The organism is Mycolicibacterium smegmatis, from assembly GCF_001457595.1.
Lineage (GTDB): Bacteria > Actinomycetota > Actinomycetes > Mycobacteriales > Mycobacteriaceae > Mycobacterium > Mycobacterium smegmatis.
Window position 1 is genome coordinate 4,083,464 of the sequence record NZ_LN831039.1, and the last position, 18,129, is coordinate 4,101,592.

At 65.3% G+C, this 18,129-nt stretch carries 18 protein-coding genes; 8 read left to right on the forward strand and 10 right to left on the reverse strand.

All coding sequences use genetic code 11. The features are described from left to right. Positions 1-34: 34 nt before the first annotated feature. The 3 genes from AT701_RS19675 to AT701_RS19685 all read right to left on the reverse strand — a co-directional run bounded on the left by AT701_RS19675 (position 35) and on the right by AT701_RS19685 (position 2,312). Positions 35-841, reverse strand: a complete 807-nt coding sequence (locus AT701_RS19675; protein ID WP_014877865.1) for a ribosome hibernation promotion factor — start codon at positions 839-841, stop codon at positions 35-37. 104 nt (positions 842-945) lie between these two features. After that, the gene (locus AT701_RS19680; protein WP_233032020.1) at positions 946-1,758 is read right to left on the reverse strand and encodes a universal stress protein; all 813 of its coding nucleotides are present in this window, start codon (positions 1,756-1,758) and stop codon (positions 946-948) included. Positions 1,759-1,841: 83 nt separating this feature from the next. Then, complete coding sequence (locus AT701_RS19685; RefSeq protein ID WP_003895392.1) at positions 1,842-2,312, reverse strand: hypothetical protein; 471 nt, start codon at positions 2,310-2,312, stop codon at positions 1,842-1,844. A gap of 231 nt (positions 2,313-2,543) precedes the next feature. Here AT701_RS19685 and AT701_RS19690 point away from each other — a divergent pair, with 231 nt between their 5' ends. Further along, positions 2,544-3,335: a universal stress protein gene (locus AT701_RS19690; RefSeq protein ID WP_003895393.1), complete on the forward strand. Its 792-nt coding sequence runs from the start codon at positions 2,544-2,546 to the stop codon at positions 3,333-3,335. Between the two features lie 175 nt (positions 3,336-3,510). Continuing rightward, positions 3,511-4,392 carry a universal stress protein gene (locus AT701_RS19695; protein WP_011729417.1) on the forward strand — a complete coding sequence of 294 codons (882 nt, stop codon included), beginning with the start codon at positions 3,511-3,513 and terminating at the stop codon, positions 4,390-4,392. Between the two features lie 16 nt (positions 4,393-4,408). Here the strand turns inward: AT701_RS19695 and AT701_RS34320 are convergent, their stop codons facing one another. Together AT701_RS34320 and AT701_RS19705 are read right to left on the reverse strand one after the other, a co-directional pair. Further along, the gene (locus AT701_RS34320) at positions 4,409-6,004 is read right to left on the reverse strand and encodes a sensor histidine kinase (RefSeq protein WP_235630840.1); all 1,596 of its coding nucleotides are present in this window, start codon (positions 6,002-6,004) and stop codon (positions 4,409-4,411) included. Between the two features lie 270 nt (positions 6,005-6,274). Continuing rightward, entirely contained in the window at positions 6,275-7,771 is a 1,497-nt protein-coding gene (locus tag AT701_RS19705) for a bifunctional aminoglycoside phosphotransferase/ATP-binding protein (protein WP_011729419.1), read from the reverse strand. Between the two features lie 132 nt (positions 7,772-7,903). Here AT701_RS19705 and AT701_RS19710 point away from each other — a divergent pair, with 132 nt between their 5' ends. Together AT701_RS19710 and AT701_RS19715 are read left to right on the forward strand one after the other, a co-directional pair. Further along, entirely contained in the window at positions 7,904-8,893 is a 990-nt protein-coding gene (locus AT701_RS19710) for an Acg family FMN-binding oxidoreductase (protein WP_058126452.1), read from the forward strand. Beyond that, complete coding sequence (locus AT701_RS19715) at positions 8,887-9,540, forward strand: response regulator transcription factor (RefSeq protein ID WP_011729420.1); 654 nt, start codon at positions 8,887-8,889, stop codon at positions 9,538-9,540. The genes AT701_RS19710 and AT701_RS19715 overlap by 7 nt, the downstream gene beginning before the upstream one ends. A 1-nt stretch (position 9,541) precedes the next feature. Here the strand turns inward: AT701_RS19715 and AT701_RS19720 are convergent, their stop codons facing one another. Continuing rightward, positions 9,542-10,432: a universal stress protein gene (locus AT701_RS19720; protein ID WP_003895400.1), complete on the reverse strand. Its 891-nt coding sequence runs from the start codon at positions 10,430-10,432 to the stop codon at positions 9,542-9,544. Continuing rightward, positions 10,429-11,019, reverse strand: a complete 591-nt coding sequence (locus AT701_RS19725) for an Rv1733c family protein (RefSeq protein ID WP_029104437.1) — start codon at positions 11,017-11,019, stop codon at positions 10,429-10,431. The genes AT701_RS19720 and AT701_RS19725 overlap by 4 nt, the downstream gene beginning before the upstream one ends. A gap of 135 nt (positions 11,020-11,154) precedes the next feature. Between AT701_RS19725 and AT701_RS19730 the strand changes: the two genes are divergently transcribed. After that, positions 11,155-12,567 carry a WS/DGAT/MGAT family O-acyltransferase gene (locus AT701_RS19730; RefSeq protein WP_029104438.1) on the forward strand — a complete coding sequence of 471 codons (1,413 nt, stop codon included), beginning with the start codon at positions 11,155-11,157 and terminating at the stop codon, positions 12,565-12,567. On the opposite strand, the gene AT701_RS19735 is transcribed toward AT701_RS19730, so the two are convergent. After that, positions 12,551-13,549 (reverse strand): 1-phosphofructokinase family hexose kinase, encoded by a 999-nt coding sequence (locus AT701_RS19735; protein WP_011729424.1) that lies wholly within the window; start codon positions 13,547-13,549, stop codon positions 12,551-12,553. The genes AT701_RS19730 and AT701_RS19735 overlap by 17 nt on opposite strands. A 221-nt stretch (positions 13,550-13,770) precedes the next feature. Between AT701_RS19735 and AT701_RS19740 the strand changes: the two genes are divergently transcribed. The 3 genes from AT701_RS19740 (at position 13,771) to AT701_RS19750 (ending at position 16,060) form a co-directional block, all read left to right on the forward strand. Beyond that, positions 13,771-14,016, forward strand: coding sequence for a hypothetical protein (locus AT701_RS19740; protein WP_372509713.1), 246 nt, complete (start codon positions 13,771-13,773; stop codon positions 14,014-14,016). A gap of 133 nt (positions 14,017-14,149) precedes the next feature. Continuing rightward, positions 14,150-15,034 carry a universal stress protein gene (locus tag AT701_RS19745; protein ID WP_003895405.1) on the forward strand — a complete coding sequence of 295 codons (885 nt, stop codon included), beginning with the start codon at positions 14,150-14,152 and terminating at the stop codon, positions 15,032-15,034. A gap of 42 nt (positions 15,035-15,076) precedes the next feature. Continuing rightward, positions 15,077-16,060 (forward strand): Acg family FMN-binding oxidoreductase, encoded by a 984-nt coding sequence (locus tag AT701_RS19750; protein WP_014877873.1) that lies wholly within the window; start codon positions 15,077-15,079, stop codon positions 16,058-16,060. Here AT701_RS19750 and AT701_RS19755 read toward each other — a convergent pair. Then, complete coding sequence (locus AT701_RS19755) at positions 16,028-16,969, reverse strand: beta-ketoacyl-[acyl-carrier-protein] synthase family protein (RefSeq protein WP_003895407.1); 942 nt, start codon at positions 16,967-16,969, stop codon at positions 16,028-16,030. The two genes, AT701_RS19750 and AT701_RS19755, sit on opposite strands and share 33 nt — an antisense overlap. After that, positions 16,953-18,053, reverse strand: a complete 1,101-nt coding sequence (locus AT701_RS19760; protein WP_003895408.1) for a 3-oxoacyl-ACP synthase III family protein — start codon at positions 18,051-18,053, stop codon at positions 16,953-16,955. Before AT701_RS19760 ends, AT701_RS19755 begins: the two co-directional genes overlap by 17 nt. Between the last annotated feature and the right edge of the window lie 76 nt (positions 18,054-18,129).

The window sequence follows — 18,129 nt, forward strand, 5'->3', positions numbered from 1 at the left end:
GAGCGACGGGTCTTGCAACTGGCTAGCTGTACTGCTAGCCGTCCGCAGGGGTGATCAACCCGTAGTGGCCGTCGTAGCGGCGATATATGACGCTGGCACGGCCCTCGGCCGCATCGATGTAAAACAGGAACGGCAGACCCAGCAGACCGAGACGCTCGACGGCGTCGCGCTGGGTCAGACATGGCGCCGGATGGGTACTGATCGTGATCGGTTTCTCGAACGGACTCAGTTCGTCGGCAGGTACGGGGATCACGAGTACCAACCGATAGCCCGTGGGGCCGCCCTTGTACAGAACCGCGGCGAATCCGGTGCCCTTCTCGGTGAAGAGATGGAAATCGTAGTCGAGCATCTCCATCTCGAGCGCGGCCTCGTCCACGGTGCACGGCACCATGCTGAACGACTTGCGACGAATGATCCTGCGCTCCTCGGGCGGACGGGGAAAGTAGCCCGGGCGCCGCGCCGGTTCGGATTCGTGGCGCCACTCACGCCCGGCCTCGGCGGGCACACCGCCACGGCGCGCCTCCCAGTGCTCGGCAATGCGCTCCAGTCGCGACCGCAGCCGTGCTTCCAGTCGATCTACCGCCTCGCGCGCGTTCACACCCTCGACCTGAGCGCGCACCTGCCGACCATTGACATCGAGGTTGGCTTGCGCGATGACCGGCCGTTCGACCGCGGGGTCACCGTGCCTGGTGAGCCTCACACGCGCGTGAAGCACCGGTCTGTGTGCGCGCCTGGAGAGCCGACCGATCTTCTCGCGCGCATACTCGGCGGCACCGGGAAGCTCCCCGTCGGTCGACACATCGACGTCCATGACCTCTGGTAGCCCTGTTCGCTGACGCATGGTTTCATTCGATACCGCAGAGCAGCGTCGCCACAGGGCCGAAAGTCACCTCCGTCAGAACTCGCACCCCAGCGTCCTTCATCATCGGCAGATCCGAGGGCCGGCTACCTTGGCCTCGCGACAATGATCGGTACGCGAACTTCCTGTGCAACCGCGGAACTCACCGAACCAAGCAGCATTCCGGTGAACCCGCCTCGGCCCCGGCTGCCCAGTACCACCAGCTGGGCACCTTCGGAGGCGGCGATCAGTGCGTCCGCCGGCCGGTCGAACTCGATCTCGAGGTTGACCGAGGTCTCGGGATACCGTTCCTCCCAGGCGCCCAGGCGCTCGGCAATGGGCTTTTGCACCACCGCTTGCAGTGCGGACCACTCGGCGGCGAAAAGCCCGGACATGTCAGCATCGACCAGCACGTGCAGCGCCACCACATCCACACCACGCAACGCGGCCTCCCGGAAGGCGATCTCCGTCGCGAACTCCGACGCCGGCGACCCGTCGGTGCCCAACAACACCGGAGACCGGCCCGATACTCGGGCAGCACCCGTTGCGTGGACGATCGCTACTGGGCAACGGGCATGGTGGAGCAACCCACTGGCGACGGATCCCAACAATCGGCGGTGCTGCTCGTTGCGGCCGCGAGGACCGACGACGATCAGTTCGGCGGACCTGGAAAACCCGGTCAGGCTGGGCACGACACCGCCGTACAGCATCTCGCTGCGTACCTGTGGCCGAGAAGTGCCGGTGACGTCCTCCTGCACGATCTTGATCGCGTCGGCGATCGCAGTACGGGCGTCGTTGTCCTGAACCTCCAGGACTTCCTCGGGGATTCGACCGCCGGGCCACAACAGCGTCGAAGCGCTCAATGGTGTGACGACATGCGCAATCGTGAGGTCGACGCCTCGCAAGGTCGCCTCGGCCATGGCCCATCTGACCGCGGCCCGCGACCAGGACGATCCGTCGACCCCGACGACGATGCCGTGTGGCAGATCCGAATCCGCCACACTCACGCGGCGCTCGGCAGATCCGGCGCCGGTCCGCCGAACGTGCGTGCCGTGCGAGGCTCATTTGCCGGAGCCCAGCCGGCATACGTCAGGAACAGCCCCAGCAGGCCGACCGCGACCATGAGGACCTGCCACCACATCGCGGCCCGCACCATCGACTCGCCGAATGCCGCGTATGACTGTGGTACCGCCAGCAGTAGAACGCCTTTCAGCGTTGCAAGCCAACCGAGGACCGACACCACGATCGCTGCGACTCCATGCCACCTCTGGTGCAGCGCGACCACGGTGAGGCCGCTCAACAGTACGAAGGCACCGGATACCCACGACATGATCGGGTTCTTTCCGAAATCGGTGACCAGGCCCGGTATCTCGGACGCACGTGCCAACGCCACGACAGCGACGACGACGAGATACGGGCCGAGTACACGTGCGAAGCCCTGCGTCCGGTTCTCGACGTGAAACGCAGTACTCATGGCACTGAGACCTCCTCAAATCCACGGACGTCACGACTGACGCCCGCCTGACCCATTCGACCACCGGTGCTTCGAGGTCGTAAGGGACCGAAGTCCACGTTCAGATGGGCTTTTGTCGGTTCTGGGCAGCCAGAGGACCATCGGCGCAATCACCGGGACTTAGGTCACCATCGGCAGAGGTTCGCCGCCGATACGCTCGAACGCGCAGTTGATAAGCGGGTAGGAGCCGAGATGTTGGAGCCAGAGAATTCCGCACCGATCGTAGTTGGTATCGACGGGTCCGAAGCGGGTGTACGGGCCGCTCGATGGGCGGCTGCCGAAGCCGAGTCCCGCAACGTTCCACTGCGTTTGGTGTATGCCACCAAGGCTTCACATCCATCGGCAGACGACTATTACGACGATGTCCGCCGCGGACAGGACGCCCTGTCGGCCGCCCAGATCGATGTGAACCGGCGCTACAGCGAGGTCAAGGTCGAGACCGCCCTGGTGGACGGGCCACCGGGGCGCGCGCTGATCGACGAGTCCGACCGTGCGGCGATGTTGTGTGTCGGATCGGTGGGCATCGGCCGCTACGCGGAATCGATTCTCGGGTCGATCGCCTTGGCGGTTGCCGAGGGCGCCGCGTGCCCGGTGGCTGTCATCCGTGCACAGGAGGATGACTCGGCGGTTCACTGGATCGCCGCTGGGAACCCGGCCGACGAACACGTCGTCGAATCAGCCATGGCCGAGGCGCGATTGCGGCAGGCACCGGTTCTGGTGCTCGGGGATCGACGCGAGGGCGACGCGTTCATCTACCAGGTCAAATCCATACAACTCCGCAATCCCGATCTCCACATCTACCCGATCACCGACAGAAACGATGTGGCCGGCTTTCTGAGGCGACACGACGAGCCGGTCCAGCTCGCCGTTATCGGTGAGTCGGAGGTCGCCGAACTCCCGCGCATCCTCGGCCCTCACGGGCGTCATATGTTCCACCTGTTCGAGGGGACCACGTCATCGGTGCTGGTGGCGCGCTATGACTGATCGCCGGATTCGTCGATGAAACCCTGTGACGCCGCCGGACATATGCGGGCCACCTCGTGAGCGGGGTGCCGATCGGCTGACAACTGACCGCGAGGGTCGGGACTTTCGTCCCTATGGACCACCGGTGAATGCGCCGAGGATCACGGTGACGCGTCGATCGCACGGAGGGAACCACATGAGTCACAACGGAAACGGCGCTGGGTACGGCATGGTCGTCGCGGTCGACGGTTCGGCGGAGTCCGACGCGGCGGTGCGATGGGCGGCACGCGAGGCAACACTGCGCAAGATCCCGGTGACCGTGATGCATGTAGTCGAACCGATGATCGTCAACTGGCCGGTCCCACCCGTGCAGGGCAGTGTCACCGAGTGGCAGGAGGCCAACGCCCGCAACGTGATCAAGCACGCCCACGACACGTTCGTCGCCGTCGAGGAGTCCGCTCCAGACGGCATCCGGCACGAAATACGTTATGCCGGCATCGTTGCCGAACTTGTCGATGTGTCCAAGAACGCCACGATGATGGTGGTGGGGAGCCGCGGCCTGGGTGCGTTCGGCGGCGCGTTGCTGGGATCGGTCAGCAGCGGCGTCATCCACCATGCGCACTGTCCCGTTGCGGTGATCCACGGTGACCAGATACGTCGACCGGACCCCCGCTCCCCCGTGCTCGTCGGGATCGACGGATCACCCGCATCCGAGGACGCCACGGCGTTCGCGTTCGACGAGGCCTCTCGTCGGCGCGTCGATCTCATCGCATTGCACGCCTGGAGCGACGTCGGGGTGTTCTCGGCGCTCGGCATGGACTGGCACGAGTACGAGGACCAGGGACGCGAACTGCTCGGTGAGCGTCTCGCCGGATGGCGTGAGCGGTATCCCGACGTGAGAGTGACTCGGCAGATCGTCTGCGATCAGCCGGCACGGTGGCTCATCGACGGGTCACGCCACGCACAACTCGTCGTTGTGGGCAGCCATGGGCGCGCGGGATTCGCCGGAATGCTGTTGGGATCGGTCGGCTCGAAGGTCGCCCGCGCCGCCTATTCCCCGGTGATCGTGGTGCGTTGACAGCAGGTGTGGATGGTCAAGCCCCGCTCAGCGGGGCACTCCAGCGCACATGCGTCCCCGACCCGGCCGAGCTGGTGATCTGACAGCTGCCGCCGGCCTGTTGCGCCCGGGCTTTGAGGTTAGCCAACCCACTGCACCGCGCGGTGTTTGCCGGTATGCCTCGACCGTTGTCGACCACCTCGATATCGAGCCGATCCGATACCTCGATGGATATCGTCACGCTGGTCGCTCCGGAATGGCGCACCGCGTTGCTGATGGCTTCGACGATCACCGCTTCGGCATCGTCGGCCAGAGCGGGATCGACCGCGACGATGGGTCCGCTGATGCGTACGGTCGTCGCGAGGGGGCTGTTGTCGGTCACAGCCGCCACCGCCGCCTGAATCCGTTGCCGGAAACTCATGGCGGAAGCCGCGGGCGATTGCAGGTCGAAGATCGCCGTCCTGATCTCGTCGATGATGGACTGCAGGTCGTCGACAGTGCGCGACAACCGCTCCTTGAGCAGATCGGACTTGGTGCGGGCGATGGTTCCTTGCAGGTCCATACCGGCCAGGAACAACCGCTGGATCACATGGTCGTGCAGATCCCTGGCGATGCGTTCCCGATCGCTCAACACGGTGAGTTGCCGTGCCTGCTCATTCGCCCGGCAGAGTGTGAGGGCCACGGCCGCGTGGTGCGCGAAATCCTCCATGATGGCCATCTCGTCCACGTCGAACGGCGGGTCGTCGGCGTCGCGGGCGACAGCGATGACACCGAGGTTGTTGGTTGCCGAACGCAGTGGCACGACGATCGCGGGGCGGCGCCCCTGGTCGGTGAACGAAGTGATGGGGTATCTGAATCCATCCGTCATCGTGGACTCCCCCGTGCGGAACACCCGTCCGCTCGTGGAGCCGGATACCGGCACCTGTTGCCCCTCGACCTCGTCGGCACGTGCGCCGGCGGCAACGGCAACCGTGAGGCTGCGAACCTCCTCCGGAGCCCGGTCCGCCTCGGACGGGACGAGTATGGCGGCCTGGCTCGCGACGGTGAGCTCCGCTGCCCGGCCGACGATCAACCGCAGAGGGGCATCCTCTCCGCCGCTCATACCGAGCAAGGCCATGGTGATCTCACGGCTCGCGGAGACCCACCGCGCCACGGTGCGCACTTTGGCCAGATGCCACACACTGTGGACGACGTCCGCCGCCACCGTCGCGAGCACCTCGACAACCCCTACATGAGCGTCGGAGAACTCGAACCCGGCCCGGGAGTCGGCCACGTACAGACTGCCGAGCACTTCGCCGTGCGAGACGAGCGGCACGCCGAGCACAGCGCGCATCGGCGGGAGCAGCTCTGGCAGACCTACCTCGGCCGCAGATCGTGCAAGACCATCGATTCTGAGCGGACCTGTCCGATTGCGAAGAAACCCCAGCATGTCCCTGTCGGGCGAATCCGGGACCGCTTGCGCGAGGGCTCCTGCCTGCAGGAATGTCGCAGGTGTGCCGTTCGGGGCGCAGAGGCCGGCGGCACCGTAACAGGCACCTGATACCCGCATGATCGCGTCGAGAATGCCGTGCAGAGTGGACTCTGGTTCCAAACCGGCATCGAGCGAGGCCATGTCCTGCAACAACGCGGCCATCCGGACCTCGACCGCTTCGGGCGAGTCGTCCGTATGCGACTGCCCCACGGGTCTACGCCAGGCCGGTCTCGCAACGATCGATCCAGTATCTCGAGCGCCCAAATCTGACCTCCACCCATCCTTCGACCTGGACGCTACGCCTGTTGCGCATACCTGCAACCAAGAATTGACCGTGCCGTCAGCGCTCTCGAGGAACCGGTCCGCCACCGACCGGAATGGGTTCTTGCCAACGAAATCAACCGGGATTTGCCGGCCGCGCCGCTGACGAATCTAGATCGCCAGACAGCAGACGCGCTGTGCTTCTGTCACCGACTCGCGCAGCGGTCGACTGGTGTCGATCGAATGTCCGTGAACGATGCCTGCGCCCTGTTCTGCGAGGGCGTCGGCGATCTCCGGGGTCGCGTCCGACGTCGTGCCCGATCTCGACGCGATGCGTTCACCGGCCGCCACCACCGGAAGCGAGCAGGTGAACTCCACCACAGGGACCGCGGTTTCAGATGCGAGGAGGTGGGCGCGCTGACGCCGGCCGACGTCGCGCCACGTCCCGTCGAGGATCACCGACCGGCCGTGCGTGAGCGCATGACGTGCCCGCGCGAGCACTTCGTCGTAGACCGCCGCAACGTTTTTCGGAGCGTAGAGACCGGTGTCGAGTTCTCCTGCCGCACCACCGATCACGCCACTTTCCTGCAGATACCGACGGACGTCGTCGGTCGAGATCACCACGGCGCCCAGTTCTTCGGCGAGGGCCCGTGAAACAGTCGTCTTGCCGGTGCCAGGACCACCACCGACGATGACCAGCTGAACTGTGGCCGCGCGCAGACGATCAAGGGCGATGTCGATGTGGCGGCACGCATCGGTGGCCGCCTCCGGTCGACCTTGGCCGACACGTATGCACTCGACTTTCGCACGGACCACCGCGCGGTAGGCCACGTAGAAATCCATCAGAGACTGCGGAGCGGTGTCATGCGCGTGGTGCCGGTAGCGGTCGACGAAGAATGCGCTGAGCTCGGGTGACCCGAGAAACTCCAGATCCATCGCCAGAAAAGCGGCGTCATCGACGCCGTCGACATAGCGGAGAGTGTCGTCGAACTCCAGACAGTCGAGAATGGCCGGTCCCTCCGGTGTGCAGAAGATGTCGTCTGCGAGCAGATCGGCATGTCCGTCGACGATGCGGCCGTCCGCGATGCGCTCGGCGAACAGCTCGGCGCGGCCGGACAGGTACTGCGAAGCCAGCCGGCGCACTTCACTCAGCTGCTCCGGCGGCACCAGCGACATGCGGGCCAGCTCGGTCAGATTTTCGTCCCAGCGGGCCCACACCGAGGTCGCGCGTGCCTGATCGTCGATGACCGCCCCGCGTCCGGCGTCGCGGTGAAAGCGCGCAAGGATCTCGGCGATCACGTCGAGTTGGTCGTTCACCTCAGCCCCTCGCGTGACCAAGGTCGACAGCCTGTCGGCATCCCGGTAGCGGCGCATGACCACCACGGGTTCGTCAGGGCGATCCCCCGGCCCGACAAGGTGCGCCACACCGAGATAACTGTTGGGGGCCAGGCGGCTGTTGAGTTCTACCTCTCGAAGACATGCCGCCTCGCGCTGCTGCGCTGTGGTGAAATCCAGGAAATCCGTCCGGACCGGCTTCTTGGCCTTGTACGCGAGGTCACCGATCAGCGCCACGAGCCCCGTGTGCGTCTCACGGATCTGCGCATCGAGATTTCCGAACGCAAACACTCTGTCGCGCTGCGCAACCGCCGTTTCCGGCTTGTCCTCCATGCTTGCATGGTGCCGCGTTCCGCGATCGTCCCGCCAGGGTCCTACGGCCCCCGGTTGAGGACCATAGTCCCTGTTGATCTTGTTCTGGCACCGCCAGGCTGACAGGAGCACACGACACCGGGGACACGGAACATGAGAGATGCTCAGCCATCAGTCGACGTGATCGGTGACGCGCTGCGGTTGACGTGCCGAGCGCCCTCGCTGCACAACAGTCAACCGTGGCTGTGGGCCGCGGTCGACAAAACTCTTCACCTGTTCGTCGACAAACAGCGCATCCTTTACTCCGCGGACCACATGGGCCGGGAGGCCGTGATCGGTTGTGGCGCGATGCTCGATCATTTCTGCGTCGCGATGGCCGCCGACGGCTGGGTGCCCAAGGTCGCCAGGCTGACTGATCGCGGCGATCCGCTGCACCTCGCGTCGATCGAATTCCCCGAGATCCGGCTGTTCCCGCGAGAGCACCGCCGACGACGTGCCGCCGCCATCAGCCGCCGCCGCACCGACCGACTACCGTTTGCCGAGCCTGCCGACTGGCCCACATTGGAAGTGCAGCTGCGCAAGTCGATCGCCTTCGACACCGTAGGGTTCGACGTCGTGCCCGATCACGCACGACCCGAGCTGGCGTATGCCTCACGGCTCACCGAGTCCCTCCGCCAGTACGATTCGTCCTATCACGCCGAACTATATTGGTGGACAGGACAATTCGAGTCTATCGACGGAATACCCTACAGCGCTCTGGTCTCGGCCTCCGAATCGGAGCGGGTCGGCGTCGGCAGACGCTTCCCCAACCCCCGCACCGGTGACAGATGCGCCGGACCTGGCCACGATCAGGCAAAGGTCGTGGTGTTGTCCACGCTCGAGAACGACCGCACGAGCATCTTGAACTGTGGCGAAGCGCTCTCGGCGGTCCTGCTGGACGCCACGGTCGCGGGAATGGCGACGTGCACGTTGACCCACATCACCGAGTTGGCCACGAGCAGAGACATCGTGGCTCGTCTGATCGGCCAGGAGGCCACTCCTCAGGTCTTGATCCGCGTCGGGGTGGCCACACGCGATGACGACGCCCCGGCCACCCCACGACGTCCGCTCGAAGAGTTTTTCACAGGGAGATCCCCATGGTGACAGTCTTTCTCGTCGATGATCACGAACTCGTCCGGCGTGGCCTGATCGACCTCGTCCGGTCCGATCCCGATCTGGATGTGATCGGCGAGGCAGGCTCGGTGTCCGAGGCGATGGCGCGGATACCCGCGTTGCGACCCGAAGTCGCGGTTCTCGACGTCCGGCTGCCCGACGGCAACGGGATCGAGCTGTGTCGCGACCTGTTGTCGCGACTGCCCGATCTGCGTTGTCTGATGCTCACCTCCTTCACGTCCGACGAGGCCACGCTCGACGCAATCCTCGCCGGTGCCAGCGGTTTCGTCATCAAGGACATCAAGGGCATGGACCTCACCCATGCCATCAAAGAGGTGGCAGCCGGACACTCCCTGCTGGACAACCGCGCCGCAGCCGCCCTGATGAAGAGACTTCGCGAGACAGCCTCACACTCCGACCCTCTCACCGGTCTGAGCGATCAGGAGCGCATGCTGCTGGAACTGCTGGGCGAAGGACTGACCAACAAGCAGATCGCCGAACGCATGTTCCTGGCGGAACGCACCGTCAAGAACTACGTGTCACGCCTGCTGGCGAAACTCGGGATGGAGCGCCGCACGCAGGCGGCCGTGTTCATCTCCAAGCTGGACCACGGCCGCCACCACGACGAGCAATACTGACTCAGCCGCGGACCACCACAACCGGCCGTTCTGCGGCCTCTGCCACGCTGGTACTCACCGACCCGAGCAGCAGTCCGGCGAATCCACCGCGACCGTGGCTTCCGACAACGGTCAGCTGCGCGATCTCCGAGCGTTTCAACAACCTACGGTCGGGACGGTCGAGGACGACCTCGCGTCGCACGTGGACATCGGGATACCGTTCCTGCCATCCCGCGAGACGCTCGGACAGACTCTCCTCGGCCTGCACCCGCAGATCGTCCCAACGCACTCCTGGGTAGCCGGCCACGTTGGCGTCGCTCCACGCGTGCACCGCCAACAGTGGCGCGCCTCGTCGAGAGGCTGCGTCGAACGCGAACTCCAGCGCCTTCTCCGAGGCCGGTGAACCGTCGACACCCACGACGACCGGTGCCGTGGTCGCAATGGCAGAGGCCTTCGACTCGCCGTGGATCACCGCGACCGGACAGCGCGCATGCCGGATGAGACCCGCAGTGACCGAACCCAAGAGTCTCCGGCCGATGGGCCCCAACCCGCGGCACCCGACGACGAGGAGCCGCGAGGACTCGGACAGTTCTGTCAGCGCGGCAACGACACTGCCTGCCACCACGACGTCGTCGACGTGGATCTCGACTGCTCCGCCGACCACGTCCTCGGCGACCTTGCGGGCCTCTTTGAGCAGTTGCTCGGCGTTGCGTTTGAGCTGATCCGCCAACGTGGTGGGCGCGGGGATCTCGGACCACGTCGCGCTACCGGGCGGCCACTGCATGACATGCACGATCCGCAGGGGAACCTTGTGCAGCACGGCCTCCTTCGCCGCCCACTCCACCGCCGCTGTCGACGGTTCTGAACCATCCACGCCAACCAGAACGCCACGTGTGCCGGCTGAAGACGTCATTGCATTCCCCATTCTCGTTTTCCTGCGATGATCTCGAATTCACGTTCCCATTCGGCGTAGCGAGCCCGGTCGAACCTCCGGTGCAGCAAGATCAGCCCGCCGCCGACGCCGGCTGCGAAGAGAATCCATGCCCACAGCGCCGTGAGAACCGCGTCGCCGACGGCGCGACCCTCACCGTGCGGAGGATCGATGACCTTGCCTGAGGGGTTGACCCAGATGGTCTGTTCGTCACCGACATTCGGAAAATCCGCCCATACGAGACGCCCGCGGTGTTGCTGTCCGTCGACAGTCCAGGTCGCGTCCGCCCGGTACGGCTGGGCGTGGCCCTCTGTGTTGACCAGCGCACCTCGTTCGGCCGCGACGGCAATCACCTGGCGTGCGTCGCGGGCCTGTGCGGCGTAGACCTGTTCACGGTCGTGATACACCGAGATCCCGATCGACGCCGTCAGCGGTATCGCCAGAACACACAACACCACGGCCGCGAGCCGCAACGCCCCTTCGATGCGGTCACGACGGCGCACCAGTGGGTTTCGGCTCCACACCACGGACCCCAACCACTCACCGACACCCAAGGTGAAAGTTTCCATGGTTCCTCGTTCATCGAGACGCCCTGTTGTTACCGATTGCACCCGATCTTTCACCGGAGTCCTAGAGCACAAATACCTTCCGCGATGGGACTTCTGCCCCTGTCTGCGCGGTGGAACGGGGCGCACATTCACAAGATGGACCGATTGAGCGCACTCGACGTCGCGTTCCTCGAGGCCGAGGACGCCGACCGCAATGTCAGTCTCGTCATCGGTGTGCTCGCGATCCTCGAGGGTTCACCGCCCACCGACCACGTACTGCTGGGCAGCGTCTACAACCGACTGATGTCCATTCCCCGATTCACCCAGATCGTCGAGCGTCAACCGCTCGACCTCGCAGCACCGCAGTGGGTCGAGGCCCACGATTTCAGCGTCGCACATCACGTTCGGCGCACTGCCGTGCCGCAACCCGGTGACGACACCGCTCTGTTCGGCGTGGTCGCCGACATCATGGAACGCCGGCTCGACAGGTCTCGTCCGCTGTGGGAATGCTGGATCATCGAGGGACTGCCGTCAGACCGGTGGGCGATCCTGATGAAGATCCACCACTGCATCGCCGACGGCATCGCGGCCGCGCAGTTGTTGTCATATCTGTCCGACGAGGGCACCGTCGATTCGTTCTCCTCCGACATCGATGGGGCCAAACCAACTGCACCGCAGAAAAATCGACGCTTCGAGTTGACACTCAATCCCGTGCGGTTGATCCGCTCCGCGGTCGACGCCACCGCGTCGGTGGGATCCGAGGTCATACGGGTGGCCGAGGGCGCGCTCCAAATCGCCAGCGGCCTCCTGGACTCCCACCCGTTGCCTCTGCGCGGACCTGTGACGGATCTGCGCCGATACGCATCGACACAGGTGTCCCTGGCCGACGTGGGCAGGATCTGCCACGCATACGACGTGACCATCAACGACGTCGCCCTGGCCGCGATCACCGACAGCTTCCGCGCAGCCATGATCCGTCGCGGCGAACGTCCCGGTGCGCGTTCTCTGCGCACCCTGGTGCCCGTGTCGGTGCGTTCGAACGACGCGGCCGCCCAGGTCGACAACCGGGTATCGCTCATGCTGCCGTGCCTGCCTGTGGACATCCACGACCCGGTCGAACAGCTCCTCACCGTTCATCGGCGCATGGAGAACGCCAAACGCACCGGCCAACGCCAAGCCGGCAGCGTCTTCGTCTCGGCGGTGAACTCCCTACCGTTCGGGATCACGACGCTGCTCGTGCGCGCGGCGGTCAGGATGCCCCAGCAGAGCGTGGTCACCTTGGCAACCAATGTTCCCGGTCCACGCCAACACCTGAAACTGTTGGGACATCGAGTGGTTCGGGTGGTACCTATCCCACCGATCGCACTCGGCCTCCGCACCGGTGTCGCCATCCTGAGCTACGCCGACGATCTCGTCTTCGGGATCACCGCCGACTTCGACGCCATCCCCGACGTCGAGGTTCTCGCCGACGATATTCAGCGTGCCGTGGCGCGCCTGGCCAGGACCGCTGAGCTTCCCACCCGGCGCGCCCCTGACGGCACCCTCACCGTCGTCACCACCCCGAGGTGAGATCCTCGGGCTCGGCCGCCAACGCGAACAACCGCTCGACCTCGGCGCGTCGGCACACCGCGGTGCCCGGGGTCAGCAGCATCGCCGCGCCGGCCGCGATGCCGTAACGCACCGACTTGGGCAGCGGCCACCCACGGCTCAGGCCGACCGTGATGGCCGCGACCATCGCATCCCCTGCTCCGACCCCGCTGCCAGATGCCACCGGCACGGCCTTGAACCGCTGGCTCTGACGCGCGGTCACCATGAGGGCTCCGTCGCCCCCCAACGACACGATGACCACGTCTGTCACACCACGATCGATGAGGTCCCTCGCCGCGGCGACCTGCTCACGCTCGGTGGTCAGTTCCTTGCCTGTGCATTCGCGCAACTCCCGCAAACTGGGCTTCAGTACGAACACCCCCGATTCGATGTGTGACAGTCCCCCACCCGAGGTGTCGAGGATGAGCGGTACCCCGGATTCACGACACATGTCGGCAATCTGCTGATAGAACCGGGGATCCACACCTGGTGGCAGGCTGCCACTGGCCACCACGAACTCCGCCGACATGGCGTGGCGGCGCAGGTTTTCCACGCACTGCGCCTGTTCGGTCATGGTCAGGTGCGGGCCCGGCAGCACGAAACGGTACTGCTTGCCCGTACAACCCTCGTTCACGGTGAAGCTCTCACGCGTCACCCCCGAGATCTCGACAGGTTCGTACGCCACACCTTCCCGCCGCACCAGGTCGGCCACCATCGCACCGGTAGGGCCGCCAGATGTGAACACGGCAACTACCGGTCCGTCCAGGACGTGCGCGACGCGAGCCACGTTTATGCCGCCGCCGCCTGGATCGTACCGGGTTGCGCCACAACGGATCTTGTCCGTGTGCCGAACCTGGTCGGCACAGGTCGTGATGTCCAGCGCCGGATTCATCGTCAACGTCACGATGTTCGGTCTGCCGGTATCCATCCGGCGCTTGCCGACCGCGAACGCTGCGCTTCTCATGGGCAAAGTCCATCACCTGACCGGTGCCGTACCTAGGGACCGAAGTCGCACGGTTGGGTGTCGTTGGTCCGCGCCGGCAGGGTCAGCGCTTCGCTGCTGTGTGCGCGAGACCGTCCGGGCACGAGGATTGAGACTTTCGTCCCTACACCCCGAGCCGGCCGCCGAACACGATGTACCCGACGGATATGAGCCGCCGCAGAGCCGAAAGGACCGTATTGATCGTGATTTCACACTCCGAGCCGGCGCAACTGGACCTCGAAGACCTGGCATGGCAGTTCCTGGCCTCGGAATTCACCGGACCGATGTATGCCTGCTGGCCGATCGAGGATCGACTCGACGCTTTCCTGCTGCACAACTTGCCCCACAGCGTCGCGCGCAGAGGTCTTCGCGACGCGCTCATGCAGCGGGTGATGGCGAATATCAGCGCCGCCCATCATCTGGGCTTTCTTGAGTTCAGCACGCGGTAGGACCGTGCATCGAGGATCAGCTCGAGCTCCGATCAACCCCTGGACCGGCGAGAAAAGGACCAAAGGCCCTTCTGTCCCGATCGCGGACGGACGTAACGTCCAAGACGACCCGGCGACCGAGAAGGAAACGAACATGGTCCAGAGCGCAACCGAGTACGGAATCCTCGTCGGTGTGGACAGCTCGGCGGAGTCGGACGCCGCGGTGCGGTGGGCCGCCCGTGAAGCGTCGCTGCACGATGCACCGATCACGCTGATGCACGTCATCGCACCTGTCGTCGTCAGCTGGCCGGCTGGCCCGTACATGGCCACGGTGCTCGAGTGTCAGGAGGAAAACGCCCGCCACGCGATCGAGCAGGCCCAGAAGGTGGTGGCCGACTGCCTGGGCGAGACGCACGGCCTGACGGTCCAGACCGAGATCCGCAAGGAGAGCGTGGCCAGAACCCTCATCGACGCGTCGAAATCCGCGCAGATGGTTGTCGTCGGTAACCGCGGGATGGGCGCGCTCGGGCGCGTGTTGCTCGGCTCGACCAGCACCTCGCTTCTCCATTACGCCAGCGGACCCGTGGTCGTCGTGCACGGCGACGACCAGGCCGCGCACGACAGCCGCCTGCCCGTGCTGCTCGGCATCGACGGCTCACCGGCATCCGAGGTGGCCACGTCCCACGCGTTCGACGAGGCATCGCGCCGCGGCGTCGACCTGGTGGCACTGCACGTCTGGATCGACGTCGGTGACATTCCTCCGATCGGACCCACGTGGGAGGAGCAGGAGGAGACCGGCCGTGCACTCCTGGCCGAACGCCTTGCCGGTTGGCAGGAACGCTATCCCGACGTCAAGGTCCACCGCCGCGTCGAGCGCGCCCAGCCAGCCTACTGGTTGCTCGAGGAGGCCAAACAGGCTCAGCTCGTCGTCGTCGGCAGCCACGGCCGCGGTGGCTTCACCGGGATGCTGCTGGGGTCGGTGAGCAGCCGCGTGGCGCAGTCCGCGACGACACCGGTCATGGTCGTGCGGCCGCGGTAGATAGGCCGGTAGAGATCAACCACTACGGGAACGAGGTTCGGCATGCCTGCACCGGCGGTGCCCCAGTCAGTGATCACCGAGGCCGTCGGGCTGGCATGCCGGGCACCGTCGCTGCACAACAGCCAACCGTGGCGGTGGGTCGACCACGGAACCTCGGTCGACCTGTTCCTCGATCATCACCGCATCGTGCGGTCGTCCGACAGCTCGGGACGCGAAGCACACATCAGTTGCGGTGCAGCCCTTGATCATCTCCGTGTCGCGATGGCCGCCGCCGGCTGGGTGATTCATGTGGATCGGTTCCCCAACCCCAACAACCGCGAGCATCTCGCGAACATCCAGTTCAGCCCGGTCGCTCATGTCACCGACGCCATGCGCGACCGGGCGTCCGCGATAACCCGTCGCCGGACCGATCGACTCCCGCTGCACCCACCGGCGCATTGGGACACCGTGGCCCCCTTGGTGAACGCTGCCATCGACCACGAGGCCGTCCGGTTCGTGATGCTGGCCGACGATGCACGCGGCAGGCTTGCCGAGGCCTCACAACTCACCGAATCGCTTCGCCGATACGACGAGTTCTATCATCGCGAATTGCAATGGTGGACAGCGAATGTGCGGCATTCCGACGGTGTACCCGCCGAGGCCCTCGTGTCGTCGCCAGAAGCCGAGCGTGTCGGGGTGAACCGAGCGTTTCCGTCCCGTGAGCACGCCGAACGCCGTCCGGATGTGGCACGCGACGAAGCCAGGATCGCCGTGCTGATCACCCCCGAGGACACTCCCCGCGACGCGATCGCCTGCGGTGAAGCACTTTCGACGATTCTGCTGGAATGCACCATGGCAGGCCTGGCCACATGCCCGCTGACCCACATCACCGAGATGCCGGAAAGTCGTCGCATCATCCTGGATCTGGCAGGGACCACCGGGATACCTCAGGTACTCATCAGGATCGGTTCCGCACCCCCGGTCGACGACGTGCCACCGGTGACGCCGCGTCGGTCACTGGCCGAGGTCTTGGAAGTCGATCGCTGAGTGCTGCGATCCGTCTGCCCGGACCGCAACCGGGGAGCGGTAGAGTGCCGCGCCTGCGACGGGACCCGCAGCTCCGGCGACCAGCAGAACAGGGCGAGTGTCCACCGGACCGCTATCACCACCTCCGCTGTCCCGGCGGCGCAGGGCCGCGGGTAGGGCCGCGGTGTGCGTTCTCGGATCGGCCGCCACCACCAGATGCGCCGGTGGGACACCCAGTTTGGCGGCCAGCGCGGCTCGGAATCGTTGCCGAGCCGGCGCAACGCAGATCGCGACGTCGGAAAGTGTCAACGAGGACTCCGCCAGACAGCTCGATGCCGCCAGCGCACATACACCCGCCAAATCGACATCGAACGCCGCGGATTCCTGGAATCGCAGCACATTTCGGCCATCTCTGAACCCCACACGGGCGCAGAATCCCTCTCCGTCTGTCCTGGCGGACCATCGCACCGGGCCGAGGCCGTCGTCACCGTCGTTCCAGCGGCACAACAACGCCGACCCGACGGGTGAGTACGGGAAATGCTTGCTCATACCGAATCCCGGGTTGGCGTCGCTGGCTACGATCAGAGCCGCCTTGATGATCCCGGCCCGAAGGAAACCGTCGACGATCTGCAGTGCGGTCAGTACCCCGCACTCGCCGTTGGCGACGTCGAACGAGAACGTACCGTGCTCACCGGTATGTGGATCGTGGAGATTCGCACCGATCATCTCCTGGATCAACGCCGCCAGCGCGGGCTCGCCCAGGTTTCTGTCCCGGTAGATGCCGGCGTTGATCAGGAGATCGATACTGTCGGGATCGCATCCGGCCCGATGCAGACAACGCTTCGCCGCAGCAACAGCCAGACGCAACGCACTGTGACGGTTACGCCAACCAGCCTCGGAAATCTCGACGCGTTCAATGATCGTTCCCATAGCGTTTCACCAGATCCTCGTCAACGGTCAGCAAGATGATGCCGATCTCCAGCCCGGAGGCCAGCGCGATCAATGCGACGGTTTCGCCGGGTTCGATGCGGCGGGCTTCCAGTTCCTCGATCAGCGCCACGGTGTGCGTCGTCGACGCGGTGTTGCCGTACCGGTCGACGGTGATGACCGCGTCGTGACGCGGGTGATCGCCGAATTCGGCTGCCATCACGGCCATCCCCTTCTTGATCGCCCGCGCCGAAGTCTGGTGCGTGATGACATGGTCGATGTCATCGATGGAAATGCCCGCGGTGTCGAGCACTTCGCGCAGGAGTACCGGGGTGTTGGTGATCGCGGCGCGGTGAATTGCCCGGGAATCGGTGAACATGCGGGCACCGGGATCCCTGCCCTTGGGATACGCCAGACACAACCGGCTGTAATCCGCGATCGTGGTGAATCCGGCCAGGGTGATTCCTGATCCCCCGGCAGGTACGCGTTCGAGCAGCAGGGCCGCGCCCGCGTCACCGAGCGTGAGCGAGGCGAGTTCCTTGCTCAGCACTGTGCGAATGTGTTTGGCGGCGTTCTGGCCGAGCTGTGAGATGTACTCTCCGCTGACCACCATGCCCCGGGCGACGAGACCCTGCCGGATCCAGGTGTTGAGCACCATGACGCCGGTGAGCATCCCCGCGCACGCGTTGGAGATGTCGAAGGTCATCGCGTCCCGCGCACCGATCGCATGCGCGACGTCGCTGCTCATCGTCGGCTCAAGGTACTGCGTGAGCCCACCATGGAATTTCGTGATACTGCAATTGATCACCACCTCGACCGAGTCGGCTGATCGGTCGGCCTTCTCGAGGCAGTCCAGCGCGGCTTTCGTCGCGAGACTGTAGGAGTCGTCCTCGCCCAGCGATACTCGCCGCTCGCGGATCCCGGTCAACCGCTCCAGGTCGATATGTGTGTTGTGCCTGGTCTCCGACATCAGCTCGCTCGTGGTCAGGCGCGTCTTCGGAAGGCAACGGCCCGCGGCGGCGATCCGGGTGCGAAATGGCGACGACGCTTCATCCGCGGCGTCCATCACCAGCCAGTGCGGTCCCATTCGAGAAGGATGCGTCGGCAGCTCTCGCTCATGCAGGGCCGTTGGTCACCGCGGCGAAGTCGGAAAGACACTCGCC

Bases quoted from the DNA above. Each gene is read 5' to 3' on its own strand.
- AT701_RS19675 (WP_014877865.1), bottom strand. From the start codon at position 841: ATGCGTCAGCGAACAGGGCTACCAGAGGTCATGGACGTCGATGTGTCG.
- AT701_RS19680 (WP_233032020.1), bottom strand. From the start codon at position 1,758: ATGGCCGAGGCGACCTTGCGAGGCGTCGACCTCACGATTGCGCATGTC.
- AT701_RS19685 (WP_003895392.1), bottom strand. From the start codon at position 2,312: ATGAGTACTGCGTTTCACGTCGAGAACCGGACGCAGGGCTTCGCACGT.
- AT701_RS19690 (WP_003895393.1), top strand. From the start codon at position 2,544: ATGTTGGAGCCAGAGAATTCCGCACCGATCGTAGTTGGTATCGACGGG.
- AT701_RS19695 (WP_011729417.1), top strand. From the start codon at position 3,511: ATGAGTCACAACGGAAACGGCGCTGGGTACGGCATGGTCGTCGCGGTC.
- AT701_RS34320 (WP_235630840.1), bottom strand. From the start codon at position 6,004: ATGGCCGCGTTGTTGCAGGACATGGCCTCGCTCGATGCCGGTTTGGAA.
- AT701_RS19705 (WP_011729419.1), bottom strand. From the start codon at position 7,771: ATGGAGGACAAGCCGGAAACGGCGGTTGCGCAGCGCGACAGAGTGTTT.
- AT701_RS19710 (WP_058126452.1), top strand. From the start codon at position 7,904: ATGAGAGATGCTCAGCCATCAGTCGACGTGATCGGTGACGCGCTGCGG.
- AT701_RS19715 (WP_011729420.1), top strand. From the start codon at position 8,887: ATGGTGACAGTCTTTCTCGTCGATGATCACGAACTCGTCCGGCGTGGC.
- AT701_RS19720 (WP_003895400.1), bottom strand. From the start codon at position 10,432: ATGACGTCTTCAGCCGGCACACGTGGCGTTCTGGTTGGCGTGGATGGT.
- AT701_RS19725 (WP_029104437.1), bottom strand. From the start codon at position 11,019: ATGGAAACTTTCACCTTGGGTGTCGGTGAGTGGTTGGGGTCCGTGGTG.
- AT701_RS19730 (WP_029104438.1), top strand. From the start codon at position 11,155: ATGGACCGATTGAGCGCACTCGACGTCGCGTTCCTCGAGGCCGAGGAC.
- AT701_RS19735 (WP_011729424.1), bottom strand. From the start codon at position 13,549: ATGAGAAGCGCAGCGTTCGCGGTCGGCAAGCGCCGGATGGATACCGGC.
- AT701_RS19745 (WP_003895405.1), top strand. From the start codon at position 14,150: ATGGTCCAGAGCGCAACCGAGTACGGAATCCTCGTCGGTGTGGACAGC.
- AT701_RS19750 (WP_014877873.1), top strand. From the start codon at position 15,077: ATGCCTGCACCGGCGGTGCCCCAGTCAGTGATCACCGAGGCCGTCGGG.
- AT701_RS19755 (WP_003895407.1), bottom strand. From the start codon at position 16,969: ATGGGAACGATCATTGAACGCGTCGAGATTTCCGAGGCTGGTTGGCGT.
- AT701_RS19760 (WP_003895408.1), bottom strand. From the start codon at position 18,053: ATGGGACCGCACTGGCTGGTGATGGACGCCGCGGATGAAGCGTCGTCG.